At 32.6% G+C, this 15299-nt stretch carries 12 protein-coding genes; 6 read left to right on the top strand and 6 right to left on the bottom strand.

The genetic code is table 11. The annotated features are described in order from the left end of the window. Positions 1-266: 266 nt before the first annotated feature. On the top strand, positions 267-1190 hold the full coding sequence (locus tag H0W64_11095) for a gamma-glutamyl-gamma-aminobutyrate hydrolase family protein (protein MBA3662269.1): 924 nt from the start codon (positions 267-269) through the stop codon (positions 1188-1190). A gap of 342 nt (positions 1191-1532) precedes the next feature. Here the strand turns inward: H0W64_11095 and H0W64_11090 are convergent, their stop codons facing one another. Then, positions 1533-2348, bottom strand: a complete 816-nt coding sequence (locus tag H0W64_11090) for a DnaJ domain-containing protein (GenBank protein MBA3662268.1) — start codon at positions 2346-2348, stop codon at positions 1533-1535. 602 nt (positions 2349-2950) lie between these two features. Between H0W64_11090 and H0W64_11085 the strand changes: the two genes are divergently transcribed. Continuing rightward, positions 2951-3187, top strand: a complete 237-nt coding sequence (locus H0W64_11085; protein ID MBA3662267.1) for a hypothetical protein — start codon at positions 2951-2953, stop codon at positions 3185-3187. Positions 3188-3402: 215 nt separating this feature from the next. Here H0W64_11085 and H0W64_11080 read toward each other — a convergent pair whose 3' ends face one another. After that, positions 3403-4848 (bottom strand): sel1 repeat family protein, encoded by a 1446-nt coding sequence (locus H0W64_11080; GenBank protein ID MBA3662266.1) that lies wholly within the window; start codon positions 4846-4848, stop codon positions 3403-3405. A gap of 328 nt (positions 4849-5176) precedes the next feature. On the opposite strand from H0W64_11080, the gene H0W64_11075 reads away from it, so the two are divergent. Both H0W64_11075 and H0W64_11070 read left to right on the top strand, forming a co-directional pair. After that, positions 5177-7582, top strand: a complete 2406-nt coding sequence (locus H0W64_11075; GenBank protein MBA3662265.1) for a hypothetical protein — start codon at positions 5177-5179, stop codon at positions 7580-7582. Positions 7583-7986: 404 nt separating this feature from the next. Next, a complete protein-coding gene (locus tag H0W64_11070) occupies positions 7987-8562 on the top strand; it encodes a hypothetical protein (GenBank protein MBA3662264.1) in 576 nt (191 codons plus the stop codon). Between the two features lie 27 nt (positions 8563-8589). On the opposite strand, the gene H0W64_11065 is transcribed toward H0W64_11070, so the two are convergent. Beyond that, on the bottom strand, positions 8590-9585 hold the full coding sequence (locus tag H0W64_11065; GenBank protein MBA3662263.1) for a hypothetical protein: 996 nt from the start codon (positions 9583-9585) through the stop codon (positions 8590-8592). A gap of 368 nt (positions 9586-9953) precedes the next feature. Here H0W64_11065 and H0W64_11060 point away from each other — a divergent pair, with 368 nt between their 5' ends. Beyond that, a complete protein-coding gene (locus H0W64_11060; GenBank protein ID MBA3662262.1) occupies positions 9954-10613 on the top strand; it encodes a hypothetical protein in 660 nt (219 codons plus the stop codon). A gap of 497 nt (positions 10614-11110) precedes the next feature. On the opposite strand, the gene H0W64_11055 is transcribed toward H0W64_11060, so the two are convergent. After that, positions 11111-11920: a hypothetical protein gene (locus H0W64_11055; GenBank protein MBA3662261.1), complete on the bottom strand. Its 810-nt coding sequence runs from the start codon at positions 11918-11920 to the stop codon at positions 11111-11113. Positions 11921-12308: 388 nt separating this feature from the next. Between H0W64_11055 and H0W64_11050 the strand changes: the two genes are divergently transcribed. Further along, complete coding sequence (locus H0W64_11050; GenBank protein ID MBA3662260.1) at positions 12309-12950, top strand: hypothetical protein; 642 nt, start codon at positions 12309-12311, stop codon at positions 12948-12950. 81 nt (positions 12951-13031) lie between these two features. Here the strand turns inward: H0W64_11050 and H0W64_11045 are convergent, their stop codons facing one another. Further along, positions 13032-14267, bottom strand: a complete 1236-nt coding sequence (locus tag H0W64_11045) for a hypothetical protein (protein MBA3662259.1) — start codon at positions 14265-14267, stop codon at positions 13032-13034. Between the two features lie 185 nt (positions 14268-14452). Continuing rightward, the gene (locus tag H0W64_11040; GenBank protein ID MBA3662258.1) at positions 14453-15118 is read right to left on the bottom strand and encodes a hypothetical protein; all 666 of its coding nucleotides are present in this window, start codon (positions 15116-15118) and stop codon (positions 14453-14455) included. Positions 15119-15299: the final 181 nt, after the last annotated feature.

The raw sequence follows: 15299 nt of genomic DNA, 5'->3' as shown, positions 1-15299 counted from the left end.
GAATGATTGAAAGCGTTGTCGTTGATAAATATGGAAGACAAAAACTTTAAAGTTTTGATTTTTATATTGAGATGAGTACAATACCTTCAAGTTAAATAAAAATAGATCGTAACAATAAATGTTTAGATATCCTATAGATCAAAATTGTTTAAATACCATTTAGTTAAGAATCTTAGACAGCAAAAATTGCTGTCTAATTTATAATAATTAGAAAGGTGGGTTCGTTGTTAACTTTATTCACTTATAAAAAACATAAGGACTGTTAAGTGCCTTATAGACCAACTATTGGGATACCCTTTCATCCTGCCTATACCAATGCTGCTTTCTTTCAAAGCATTGGAAGACTACAAGAGTGTCAATTTAATACCTTATTGCTAGATTGTCGTTATTATGATGATGAACATCTGGCTTCACTAATAAAGGAAAATATGACCATAATGGATGGGCTGTTACTTCCTGGAAATCCATATGATATTGATCCAAAATTTTATAATGAAAAAATTATTTCGCATGATTTAAAAATTGCACCTGATGACCGGCTATTTAATTACCAAAAAGCAATCTTTATCGCAGCTGAAAAATTGGGAATGCCGATCCTTGGAATTTGCGCAGGATCGAATGTTATCAACATCGTACTTGGAAGAAAGTTAGAACAATATCTCCCTGTTAACGGAAATGTTAATCATGATATCGATCCCCGCAAAGGTCAGCTTGCACATGAAGTAATGATAAAAAAAGGTACCCATTTACATGATATTCTTCAGGGAAAAAATAACGAGGATAGTCGTGACTTTCCCATGAAAGTAAATAGTTGGCATCATGCAGTTAATAGCAATTTAGCAAATTGTTTAATTAGTAGTGCTTTAGCAACAGATGATGTCATAGAAGCGGTTGAAGAAAAATACCCAGGAAATTTAAATTGTTTTGGAATTCAATTCCATCCAGAATATTTACAAAAAGAAATGACTCCGACTGAATTCCATCAACAAAATCGCATTCTTCATGCATTTAAAACTTCAAGCACTCAATTTCATTTTTCACGTCAAGTTAAGCAAGACATTAAAAGAAATAAAGTAAATAACTTGTTTTTTCAGAAATCGAGCAATCAAATTAAACCAACCCATCAAAGTTTACTTAAAATTAAAGAAATGGAAAACGATCCTATTGCAAAATCAATGACTTTAAAATAAATTTTTAGAAAATATTTTAAATGGGTTATCATTTTTTTTTTCATAAAAAGCGTCGGCTTCGCGCGCGAGGAACGTCTATCTGAGCATTGCATATCGTGATTCTTCTATCGTGGATCAATATCCGGCAATCATACACTTTAAGATAAAATTGCTTTATGAAAATGCCATTGATTATGTCACTTCTATTTACATTAATTAAACTAAAATACATGCTAAAAATATTCGCCGAAACCACACCAAAATTATTTTGAAACCAAAGCATTGTGCGTAAGTTTACTCACAAAGTTAATTACTAAAATAACGCCCGGTTATGGTTTATCGGGAAGAAATTTTTGAACTTAATTAAATTCTGGGTCGTGATGTGTATTTATTGTTTTGTGTGTGATTGGATTCATTCATTGGCGAAGACTTGGTAGCGCCAAAGAAAGTAGCAAAAAAATACGAATATCCTGGGTTAGGATGTGATTGTTCTTGTGATCGTTTTGGAGCAAAGCCTAAATATTCTAAAATCATTTTATTTCGATTAGGATTCTCAAAGTTTAAATTCCATATATTTACTGCCCCTCGGCGTTGCCCTTCAGGAACTTGTTTTGCTTGGGAAATGGACATTTGTTCTTTTTTAACTAAATCATAAAAAGAAGTTAAATTTAACCATTCTTGATGCTCAAGCGCTAAAACTTCCGTTAAATTAAAAGCTGGCTTTTTACCAACCGTATAGTTGTGTAGGTATTCGCGCATACTAAAAATACGGGTATAAAGGCCCTCAAAAAGAGATTTGTCGTTCGATTCATCTTGAAAGCACTTATTGACATACACTGGATCTAGGCCAACATACTTTGCAAATGGTTCAATATGAGGGGGCATCTCATTGACATAAGGCATTGAATAATTTGTTGAGGGGGATGGTTTTGTTGCGTACGTGGGATATTTTGGCAAGGTAAGATCATACAGCTGTCTTTGTTCGGGATGAGAAAGCGTTTCATATGCATTGCTAATGAATTGGAAATCTTCTGTAGCCTGTTCGCGATTATCCGGGTTTTTATCCGGATGATGCAAAAACGCCAGTTTTTTATAAGATGATTTGATCTCAGAAATACTCGCATTTCGACCTACGGCAAAAGTTTGGTAATAATCCTGATCGGCATATTGACTGCGCATATATGAACCTCTTTTTTAGTTATTTGGGTGAAATATTACACATATCGTTATTATTTTTATGCCCTAATTTAATTCAGAATTAACCTTAATACAATTCAAAGTACGCGCTGGACTTAAAATTTTTGCGGGCATCCCCCGGGCGTCCATAGATTTATTTAATCATCCCGAATCTTACTTTAAATTCTCATATGTTTTTTGTCAGATAACCAATAATCTAAACCATAACGCTTGCGTATGTTTTGCAATCCGATATGGGTAGGTAGCGAAAATAATAATTAATTTCACATAAAGCAATATCATTTGAATGACTTTTATAAATCCAAATGAGATCAGTATGAAATAGAAAGGAGGTCAGCTCATGAACACTACACGAACTTTTTAAAAAATTTAGATAATAATATCTGCGGTATTAATAAAGTTGAACCGACGAAATCGTTAATCCTACGTTCAATGCTTTGTGAAGTAAAAGCTGCGACAATAAGCAATCAAACTGTGGATAATATACAGCAAATTAAAATTGGAGATGTAGATACCTAAATTTATAAAATCAAAGAGGCAAAAGCGTTACACTATTTGAGCTTACCCTTTGGGGAAGCGCGAGTTTGTTTTTTATATTAACTTATTTATATGAAAAAAATTTAGATTACAAAGTGAGATCGCTAGAAGTAAAAGCACTGCAAGATCAATTTATGATGGCTGTGTTTCTAGCACCATTATCACTTGCGACAGCAAATATACTTCCTAATATATCTAATTGGTTAAGGTATAGGGAAACTAAGAATGATTGTGAAAAATGGTTAAGTGAGAAATTAGGACCGCCAGTTTTTAGTAAAATTTAAAAACTTGGACTTTTTGATTACAAAAATCTCGATGAATCCTAAAAAATGAAAAAATAGAGGCTCCCCTTGTACAGTGATCGAGCCTGTTATTCTATCACTTAAGTTTAAGGGCTGAACTTAGAACGCGAGTCATCGTAAGATAACTTATCTTGCTTATTTATCTGAGTATTCAGTACGATAAATTAAAAATAAACTATGTCTATAGCAATAATGGATTAAGGTTTTTGGGTTGGTTTAAGCGGAGTATCCTTTTTTTCATCAGATGAAAGTAATTCTTGACCAATTTTTCCGAGTTTATCGCTGAAAGTTGCAGAACTTCGACTATGATGTTTCACTTCTTGCCGTTCTTCTAACATTGAAATTAGGCTCGGTGATATTTGTAGGGTAATAGTACCTGACTTAACCCTCGTGCCTGGAAATTGAAATTTTATTAACTCTTTTGCAATAGTAGCACTATCTGAAGCCCAGGTTATTATTAATTTGTCATCTTTGACCCAAGCCTCTTTAATTGAATTACCGTAACGTTTTTTTAATTGATCATAAGCGACAAGTTTTTTATCCAACTCTTGTATGTATATTTGTGCTGTAGGGATACCATTTTTCTCTGCTTGTTTATACCATTCTCGGGCTTGAATGATATTAGGCTCTCTAAAAGGCGAGGTCCCATTTTTAAGCATTTTTGCCATAGTAAGTTGTGCTTTTGCATGCCCACTTTTCGCAGCATGTTGTAATAATCGAAGTCCAATTCGTTTATCACTCGCCTCACCTAAACGATTATTAATATGCATCTTAGCTAAATAAGTTTTGGCTCTAACATAGCTTAATTGACTGCCCAATTGAAAATATTCAGCAGACTTATCATATTTTTTTTGTTTACCCGCATGAATGCCTATTTGCGTTAACGCAAAAGCGACAGCATATTTATATTGAATTATCAGCATAGGTGCAGCGGAATTATCATTTGGATCTGAATCAAAGCTGGCAGGAATAGAATAATTATTTTTTAATGACGCAACCAAATTCGCAACTGCTTGATCGCTACCTTGTCTAAATTTTAGCGTAATATAAGTAAAATTATGGTTAGTTGGGTCAGAGAGATATTTAAGATTAGCATTTAAGTTTCTGGCATCGATTAAATTTTGCAAAAATTTGCTGAATTTATTTTGGATATCTTGGTCGCTTACAAATTTATGTGCTATTTTTATCACTTCTCCACATTTCTCATCCTTAAAGTTATTTCTGCGCTCAATAGCTTCTGGCGATGCTTGAGTACGATACCACTCATCAATTACAGGATTCCGCAGGTGATTGATAAACATCTCGACCATACCGGGGTGCTGAGATAACAAATTCCGCATACTAGTTTCATCACCACCTAACAGAGAATTGCTTTCTAGAGTCTCTACCATTAAGGCAGAAATAAATTGAGTTAGTGGCCGCGTTACCCCTTTTTCTTCGTTAAGATAATTTGGTTCTAACACCCTACGCATGTCATGTGTTAATTCCCTCATCTGGTTATTGTTTTTTGCCCACATATTAAATTCCCTATAGTTTGCAAAAGGGGCCATAAAAAAATCTATATTATTTTTTAGAAAATTAACGACGACAGTTTCACGTTTTTGATTTTCGCGTTCTTGTATTTGTGAGCTATAACTTTGCATATAGAAATCCTGTATTTAGAATAAAAATAGCTTCTTAGTAAAGTATAGTTAAGAATTAATTAGTTTTTAAAAAATATCTGGTTGAATCTACTAATTATTATTATTTAGAGGTGAATACACTTGACCTGAGTTGACGTGCATTACGATTGTATTAGGATTTAAGAAATGTTCCCAGCCGATTAGTAATTAATCATATCAATTTAAATATAAGAGATTGAATCCGGTATAATCCCACATAAAAAGTCTATCTTTTTGAATTTATTAAGTTAATTGTCTGTTAATTCTACCGCTGTATACTTTTCATAACTCAATTTTAAGAGTATTCACAGTGCAATCACGAAATGATAACCAATTTAACCCAACCCTTAAAAATATCAATCATAATACGGTCATCGACCTTCTGTACGCTCATTATGTTGATAAAGAATTTTCCCCCAAGGGTTTAGCTGAGGTTATTTTAAAAAACCTAGGGTATGATTTTGAACGCTTTAGTGAAGCTGAAAATATTCCATTTAGTTATAAAGATTTTAGAAAAAAAACAATAATAAAAATATCAAGTATCGTCCGACATTTTGTTAACCACAGGAATATAACAAATATCAAACGCGGTCTTTATATATTAGAATCAGGCAAGCCAAAACCAGACATAATACCTTCCATCGATCAACAAGATTCACAAGAGAAAAAGCGCAAAGCCGATAAAATAGAATCAGCCGAACCGAACCATGATGACCCAAATAATAATAATGTTGTTCATAAACATGATGCAAAATCAACTGCGATTAAAATTAAGCCAATATTTGTTAAGCCTGATGGTAATCAAGAAAAATTAATAAACAAAATTAATAAACGTTTTGCTAACTTCCAAGAGTATTTAAATGATATTAATACTCAATCATTACCCGATGATAAGCTCGACCAATTAACAGCATTGCAGAAGATTGCACAAGATGCTTCGATATTAAAACCGGTGAAATTAGTTAAATCCATCAAGAGAACAAGTAAATATTTTTTATATGGACCAACATTTCCAAGTCAAAGTGATATATATGGTACATATCGTGAGCACGTATTGCCTGAATCAATTCCATTAGGACAGTACGGCGCGCTTTCTTCATTACCTCTCACTGTACAACCTGCTTCTAGGGATGATTATTTATTTAAACGCTCATTAGAATATAATGATAAAACAAAGCGTAAAGAGTTATTAGAAACGTATTATGTTGCTATGCAAAATGCAAAGTCACTACCTAAAGATAGAGGTTATTTGCACGCAGCTCAATTCTTACTTGCATTTTTTGCTCATACTGTAGAGCATTACCTACATATCGATGCACCGAATGCATCGCAACTAATTAACTTTATTAATTATGAATTATTAAAACTTGATTTACCCATGATGGATACAAAAAAAACCATGGTAATTTTTAGACAACAGTTAGACACTCTTAGAGGTAATTTTACAGCTAGCATTCAAAATCCTTACTTATTCGATTCTATTAGCACATCCCTATCTCCCAATATAGACGAGAATAATAATAATAATTCAATATCAATTAACTTAACTAAAATGCATTCTGTAGGTAAAGAAGAGGAATTATACCTCAACACAAATGCAATAAGCTGCAAACCATCGACTGATTCAGCTGATGGATCCATTCATAAAGATCACGTGACTGCTCTAAATCAAGCAAATATAAAAATATTAAAGATAAAAAAAATTGAAATAGATAGTAACAAAAACGATATCAAATCTGAATTGGATGATAATGCACTATTGGTAAAAAGTGGTCCCTCTGAAAGCCCATCACAAATAAGCGATGATGCAATCAATATTTATGATGAATCAGGTAAGCTAATAATCGCCTACCGGCGCAATGCGATTAGCAAAAATAATCTTGAGCGTTTCCGTTCTTCTGTTTGCAAAATGGATGCCGAAAAAATTAAAGCTTACGGTGCTAGACGAGCAGATGATAAAGGTAAAAATAATACGAATATTAAATCCGATCATCAGGGTTATACTAGCCAATCAGCTGTTATTGGTATAACTAGCGCAAAACATGCTAGATCCGTATGCTTAACAAAATTCACTCACAAAAATAAAACCCAGGAAACACTTTTACCAGCTGGTCAGCTCATGTCAGAAATTGAAAAATGGTATGAGACAATATCACCCATTGAATATCGAAGCGTTAAACAACAAATGAAAAAACATAAAGCTATCGCATTGCCTTATTGCGATATTTACACCACAATTGATGTTAATTTCGATAAACAAACTTATCTGCATAAAGATGAAAATAATTTCCCTGGTTTTGAATTACGCGCCTTATCTGTGGTTTATCCAAATGGCAATAAAAATTATAAAGGTGGCTATACTTACTTCCCTGAATATCAAATTGCGTTTGATTTAGAAGAAGGTGATTTATTATTTGCGAACTTTGATAAGACATGGCATTGCAATACCGAGTTGGTGCCCAATAAAGAGATAGCAATAGATACCATGCTTAATCCTAATGGATATTCGCGCGTTTCAGTTGTAGGTTTTACTAAAGGTAAAACCTTGCAACGCTTATATCGCTGTGGCTTTGAAAATTCAGATGATGAAACGGATATTGTTGTACGTAAACCTTTAGCAGGCTATTCATTTTTTGATAACACTGAATTCCCTGAAAATATGGAATACTATGTAGAATTAGCAAAACAAAAATTTAACAAATTATCAAAAAAATAAATCGTAGACTGCTCATTAAGGATGTAACAGAGTAGGACTTTTTCCTATAGAAATTGTAGTGCTTTATCCTTACTGCAGCTGTGTAATAGGTATTCCGAGTTATAGCAATGTTGAGAGTCAAGAAAATGGGTAGATAATATTAATCAAAAATTGGAGTTTTGATTTATGAAAGCTTTTAAACTATTAAGCAGTAAAAGAAATTATAGTAACCCAATCCCAATACTTGGTTGAATTGGAAGGGATATCATCAAGCCATATTTTTTAAACAAAATATAAACTATTTACAACTTTTCCTGAAGCTTTCTTTTAATTATAAATATTTGATTTTTTTGAAAATACAAATTTAATACTTATTTAAGCTTCTATGTGTAAAATATAAAAAAGTTCACCTTTAGGTGTTAAATATGTTTAGTAAAAACAATTTAAGATTTTTGACTCCCACCACGGTTATTGATTTTCAATCAAACAAGAAAAATATGACGCCGAAAGATATCATTGATATATATGGAGCGATACCCATAACGAATTTGACCCCAGCAGACCTTCAATCTTACTCATCGAACCATTTTATTATAAGTGATCGTGAATATAACAATGATCAGAATAGTGAAGTTTTAAATTATGAAGAAATAAAATTAAAGGACCATACAGACCAAATTAATGGTGATATGTGTAGTGAACTTCGAGATTATACTTTTCCTGCTACGTCCAAACTAACATACTCTATTCCTTCCATTCATTTTAAAAATTCTGAAGGAGAAGGAGATAAAGATTCTAAAATTATTAAACTTTTTCCTAATTATAATTCTCATTGGGGAAAATTTAATGATACCAATATGAAAAGTAACCTCTCCTATACAGATATGTTTTTTGAGCAATTTGGATTAGAAATTTATCGCAATAAGCTGAATTCATTCTTACAAATTAAAATACATAATCTGCTGATTAACAAACAGTTGGCTCATACGGAGACCCTGTAGAGTCCCCGTCCAACCGTAACTTAGTTACTACAATCGTGGTGAAATAGGTATAGCTTCTAATCTCTCATCCTCTTTTGTTTGCTCAATAGGGGGAGGGTTACTTATAGCGGACAAAAGTCTTAAGCTGGAAAACGATGGTTCTTTCTTTTTCGCTGTATTTATAGATGTAAACCTTAAAAATTCTGCTCCAGTATTAGAGAGTAAATTTGGATTTGTTTGCAACAGTTGATTAACAATGGATCTTTCTATTTTTTCTAAAAGTTGAATACGACTTTCGAAGGCTCTTAATTCAGCACGAATGAGTTCTAATTGATCTTTATTCAGCGAGTCATTTTGAATATTTATATCGGAAAATTTTTCCTTTTCTGCAATAAAATTTAATTTAATTGCATCTAATGTTTTCCAGGCACCGCGCTCATAAAATATTCGACCTTTGTTAACTGGAATTTTTTCTTCAACTTTATTTGTTTCTTTTAACTCAATTCCCTCTTTACTATTTAGAAAAGCCACAATAACTTTCTGAGTAGTTGTACCTCTTTTAGCTAAAATCGTTTGCGGCTCAAATTCAAAAAGATCATGGGTCAAATTGACATTTTTACCTACATTTTTTCTTAAATCAGTTCCATGTTCTTCACGGGTTTCGTGAATAGCAGTCGCGATAGGATTTTCTAAGTAAGTTTCAAAATTATTTTTTTGCAAAGTCTCAATGATATCTTGGTATGTTTGTCCGCTAAATGCTTTACCTGTAAAAGCTTGCAGACACTCGAATTCAGTCATTGGAAATGGCTTCGCTACTTCAAAAACAAAAGAACGGTGGTCTTTGAATACAATAATATCTTGTGTACCCGCGGGTGGCGCAACAGCGATCACCCCTACACGATTCGATTCAACACATCCCCAAATAATTTTATTATCTTCAATATAAAAAGGCAGAACGCCGCATGGCATGTTCGGAAATGGATATTTGCCTGTTGAATCTTTATGTAATGCAATTAATGGATAATCAGCAATTCTGTTATTCATAAATTTTTAATATCCTATGCTATAGATTTAAAAATGACCAATATTTCATCGAGCAAATTCATAATGAATAATAATGCTCTAATAAATATGGATTATAAACTAGCGATTGCGCATCACAAGGATAAAATATGGTGCAAGTTCCGCAAATTTGCTTCTGCATGATTTAGTAGTAAAATTTCTAAAAGTTATTGCAAGGGAACAAAGTCCAGTTGTGCAGCTTTTTCCAGACACAATCAACAAATTTAATGAGACAACATACTTAAAACCCGAGGAATGCAAAAATTGATTGTCTGCATATTAACTTTTTAAGCTAGAAATAGCCGACACATTTACTTTAAATTTAATACAGTAAAATTTAGGATTACTGGATGAAAAATTTGCCTACTTATACTCATGATTATCTAAAAAAAATTGATAAAATCTGTACAATTCCTCTCAATGTCTGGAAAAAAGAAATCGATGAATTTGTTCAGCTTCAGATAGTAAATAAAGAAGAATTATTGCGTTGGTTTGATTTAAAAGGTGCAGCTTCTTTCGAAGCAGGACAATTAAGTAAATTTAGAGATCATGTTGAAACTTGTAGCTGCTATTCAGTAAAATTTGAGTGGCCTGGTTTGATTGAATGTTACGAGATCCAAATAAATTCCGGATTTAGTTTACTTGCTCAGGCATTTAATACTACTTATCCTTCGGTAAATAATTTAGAAGAAACTATTAAACTTTGGCTCTCTCCGCATAAGCTAACCCTTGCTATTTATGCTTCGTTTATGGGTTATCTAACAGATTGTTTAACTAAAAATAAAACATTCGACGTTAATTGTGATTCATTAAAAAAACTTAAAATAGCTTTTCTTGATAAGGCTAAATTGGAACTTTTGGAACAAATTGCATTAATTAGTAGCGATATTTCTAAAAGTGAAGATATTGAAACTCAAAATTGTAGCAGTCCTTTCCTCTACAAAAAATCTTCTATCGGTTCAAACAGTAAAGAAAAGGTAGATTGCTTTGAACTCGCTTTAACCATTTAGTACGCATATACAAGAATTTGTCCCAATCAGTGGATTTGATTCACATTAAATGGTCGCAATGAACAATCATATAATGAAGATGACACTAATAATAAAATTGTAAATTTTATACAAAACGCTAGTGCTCAACATCCATATATGAACAACATTAAGACCGAAGATGAGCTGGAAGCACCAGTTTCAATATCAAATAAGAAAATTAAAAGGAATTAAGTTGCTTCGAAAAATGAATTCATAATAATGAAAAGATGCTACATTAAAGTCCATCGTTGGATTTTGCTAATGTCCAGTGAAATCTCTTGAAGATGAATTAGTAATCGGTTAGCAACTTGTTAGTAGCCAACTAGTAATCTGGCTTTTATGCAGAGTACAAGTGGAAACTAGTTTATCTTTACTTTATTAAAAATATTTTTTTATAGTTAAATTGTAAAGTCTTACTCAAATAGTAATAAGCCCGAGGCTCAAGTAAAAAAATTTTCACTTGAGCCTCGTAATAGCTATGGTTTTGGCGGTGTAAATGGAGAGGCGATTGAAGTACTTGTACTCAAAAGATTATTTGTCAGTGCGAACAACCCTACGCTGGCCGATAATCCCAGGATAAATTTATCCTTACGCGAAAAATTTAATTGATTAGCTTTTTCAAATAAATTCCCAGGTTTCCAAATATTGACTTTTAATGCTTTGCCAAATTCTTGTCGGAATTCAGAAGAATTAGCATATTCATGCAATGTTTTTTTAAATATTTCCAAACCTTTTTCAAGTTGTTTAGGATCCCATGGCATTTTTCTTTCATTACCAGGAACTGTTGGCGTTTTTGCCATCATATCAAACATTTCACCTGGCTTGGGCCCTTCTAGCGGAATACCTGGAATGTACTCTTGCTTAGGATTTCCTCTTCCCCAAATATGTGTATGAAGCATGCTCGGTTCCTTTGTATTACCTATTTGCGTAATGCCAAATTCATCTAAGGAGTGAGCATTGTTGCCAGCTTGAGCAGTTTGCACAATAGGCAATCCTAGCTTCTTATATATTTCCACCATTAATGTAGTTACCGAAGATAAACCTTTTTGTTCTCTCAGCGTGTATTGGCGGTTGAAAGTAGATTGAATGTCAGCGTCATCCATACCAACATAGGTAACTAATGCCCGATACCCTCTTTTGTCAGTAGGATTAAGTTTTAAAGCATAATTATATTTGTCATTGGCCTTGATGAAAGCGACGCAGGTACCCTCTTTTGTTGAATCAAGAGCCCAGTGATTTTCAGGATATGTGTGTTCCATATATTTGTGAATATTTCCGCTTAGCATTTTTCTCTCCCTATTATTAAATCAATGTGTGTCAAAATATCATTTTTATTAGTTCCTATCTAGGGGTGTATTAAGCAGATCTTTCGTAAGTGTTCGTGGAACCCTGTATTTTCATAAATGGATGTCTCAGCCCTATATGGGCGGTAGAAGTGTTTTTTTGGGCAAAGCTTTTTTATAGAAAGTCATTTTGTCCGCCCAAAAAAAATCTTAACCCTATTAGTAAGATGTCATTTAAGAGGCCTCAGCATCTCGAGATAACTCCGATAGGATAAATGATTGCACTGAATTGAGAAAAATGTTAAATCAGATTATTGTATGTAATTGTTACGACAAAAATTTATATACAATTTAATTCTTTTTAAAATAAAAAAATAATAAGGAAATATTTATGTTAGCAAGAGCATCTACTACTGCACTCATGAAATTACTAACGAGAAAAAATTTAGCACGGGCCATCCCAAAACAATCCTTTCATACTTCAGGGCCTTCTCGTTCTCCTTGTATTTATGAATCTACTGATGAAACATTTTCCCGAATACAAAGTGAACATGCCGCTGAACGTAAGCATTATTCTAATAAAGTTGAGGAATTGGCGTCCCACAATAGACAATTAGAAAAAAAATTATGTGAGTCGCGCAGTCTTTTGTCATTTCTTTTCAGAAACAGCAAGCAAGATTTACCTGATAATAAAATTGAACTGATTAAAAACCATTTGAAAGAGCATAAGTCTCATCGCATAGAAGAGCAGAATCTTCTTATAAAACGGTTAGAATCCAAATCAAATCAATTAAAAGACGATGTCGAGCAAAGTAAATCCTATATAAATAATAAGGAAAGTTCAATAAAACAACATGAAAATAAAGCTAGGTACGAAATCACAGAATCTAAGAATCGTTTAAGTAACACGAAAAATGAATTAGAACAGATGTCTGATGCTCTTAGCTCCTTGAAAAAAATGGATGTCAATTCTAATGAGTTTCTTGAAAATCGAGAACTTGGCGAGAATATTAGTAAAAGGTTTAGAGTCTAAACTTTTTACCTGTAATAAGTGTTGTTTGATAAATATGTGGCTGCTTCAACAACCGTGGAGCAGCCACATCGAATGCAAATATTAAGTGGACGGAGTGTTGCCTTCAGTTATGATTGTTCCACTACGATTTCCAAATACTGATAACGCCTCATCACTTATGTGGTTGTAGCTAATATCTAAATAATCCCAATCTGCTTTTGCTAAATGATAAGCAGCTGCATCATGAAGATTAGTATTGCGTAATCCCAAAGCGATTAAATTATTATCGTTGCTTTGTTTAAAATCATAGATTACTTTGGCAATACCATCACCAAAATTTATATCATTTAGTAATAATTTTTTGACACTTAAATATTTGAACATTGATTTCATACCATCTAGCGTGAGATTATTATTAGATAAGTCTAGTTGAAAGAAAAATTGCGCTTTGCCTATAGCAATTGCGGCTTGATCATCAATTTTATTATTTGCTAAATTAAGTCCAACAATATATTTATTTTTTAATAAATTATATACACCCTTATTAGAAATATTATTATTATTTAATACTAAATATATATATTCTGCATTGACTTGAGAAAGTTTTGCTGCACCATAATCCATTATATTGTTATTAGAGAGATCGATCGTTAGTATATCGATATTCTTTGTAGCATAATAATCACCTAGTGCGCTTGCCGCTCCATCTCCCAAATTCATATCACGTGCAATGAGGGTGATCGCATCTTTATAATTAGCCCCTTGTAGGTCATTTGCTACCTTTAAAAGGTCATCCGCAGTCAAATTGTTTCCTGATACATCAATACGATTAAGGTGATACCCAGAGAAATCTGGTATACCAGTGCCATCAAATGCATTGTAAGCAAGATCTAAACTTTTAAGATTATTTGTATTGAATAATACCGCAGCGCCCTCATTACCAATTTTATTATGATTTGCAATCAGATTTTCTAATGAATAGGTCGCTTTTGCTAATACTATTGCCCCCTTATTATTAACAAAGTTGTAGCTAATATCCAATTCTTTAAGGTAAGCAGTACTTTTTGCAAATAATATTTCAATACCACGTGAAGTTAATTGGTTATGCGATAAATCAATTGCACCGATGTGAGGGGGAAACGTTTGCATTTTTTTGATTAAAATTGGCATATCAGCATCTGTAAGATTGCAATTTGATAATTTAAAACAACTTCCCCTCGAACCACATCGATCATAATGCGCTTCTAAGTGATCAAGACAAGACGGCTGCAGATTTGGGTGACCATATACTATGGTTGTAGCAAATGTTAAAAGTAAAGCAACAGTATTTTTTAACATAAATATCCTTTTACGAGTATGTAACTATTTTAAAGCTACGGATTATACACTAAAAATTTCCCATTAAACGAAGTTTGCAATATTGAACGTATATGTAGAATGTCTGTTAACTCTTTATTTACAAAATATTTTTAAAACCTACAAAGTATTTTAATTGTTTCTAGTAAAGTGGTGTGCGATCGCTTTTAGCGTCTCTGTCGCGTTTTTAGTTTCTCTGTCGCCCTTACTTCTTTTTCCTCTTCATAGAATTTCTCCGCCTGTGTACCCTTAGCTTGTTCCTTTTTAAAATTATTTATGTAACCCTCAAAATGAGAAAAACCCCCTTGATAAACACCTATTTTTTCCTTTGATTTTTTTATCCAAGTATTTTTATCTAAGGATTGGATGTATTTATCCATATTTTCAGGTTCTGGCCAGTTAGCATTTTTTATTCCCATATAATATATAGAAAAGGCCATTATAAAAGAGTTATATTCATTTCCTTCTACGTACTCAGCATATTGCTCCGCCGTTTCGAAGTTTTTTAAGTTTAGTTTTTTATCCTTAAAAGATTCATTTACAGCATTACATGATTCGAATATAAAAGTTTGTAAAAGTTCAACTTGACTTAAATTATTCCTTATAAAGATCGTATTTTTTTCAGGTAACCAACATCCCAATGAAAATAAATTGTTTTTTGAGAAATCCAGAAGTAAATTAGGATGCTGTGTTATCAGCTGTTTTAATAAAGATTTAGAAGATGGATTTGTGATAATTTTTTGTAATAACCAAACTAAATCTTTTTGCATATTATCAAGACAAACAATTTCAACGCTTCCTATATCTGCGATGTTAATTCGCGATTTTGACATCGTAATAGATACCTCGAATAATCTATATTATTAATAATGAGATAAAAAATAATGTATTTAATTAAAAATAATTTAAACGCAAACAGTTACAAACTTGTAAGTCTCGACCTCCGCGATTTAATCGGACGTAAGCGCGTTTTAGCATGTACGTGCGGAAACGCTTACTCTTTTCGAAGTTTCT

The sequence above is a fragment of the Gammaproteobacteria bacterium genome, assembly GCA_013816845.1.
Classification (GTDB): Bacteria; Pseudomonadota; Gammaproteobacteria; order DSM-16500; family DSM-16500; genus Aquicella.
The sequence above is the reverse complement of the archived record's forward strand: the minus strand, read 5'-3'. Positions and strand labels throughout refer to the sequence as shown.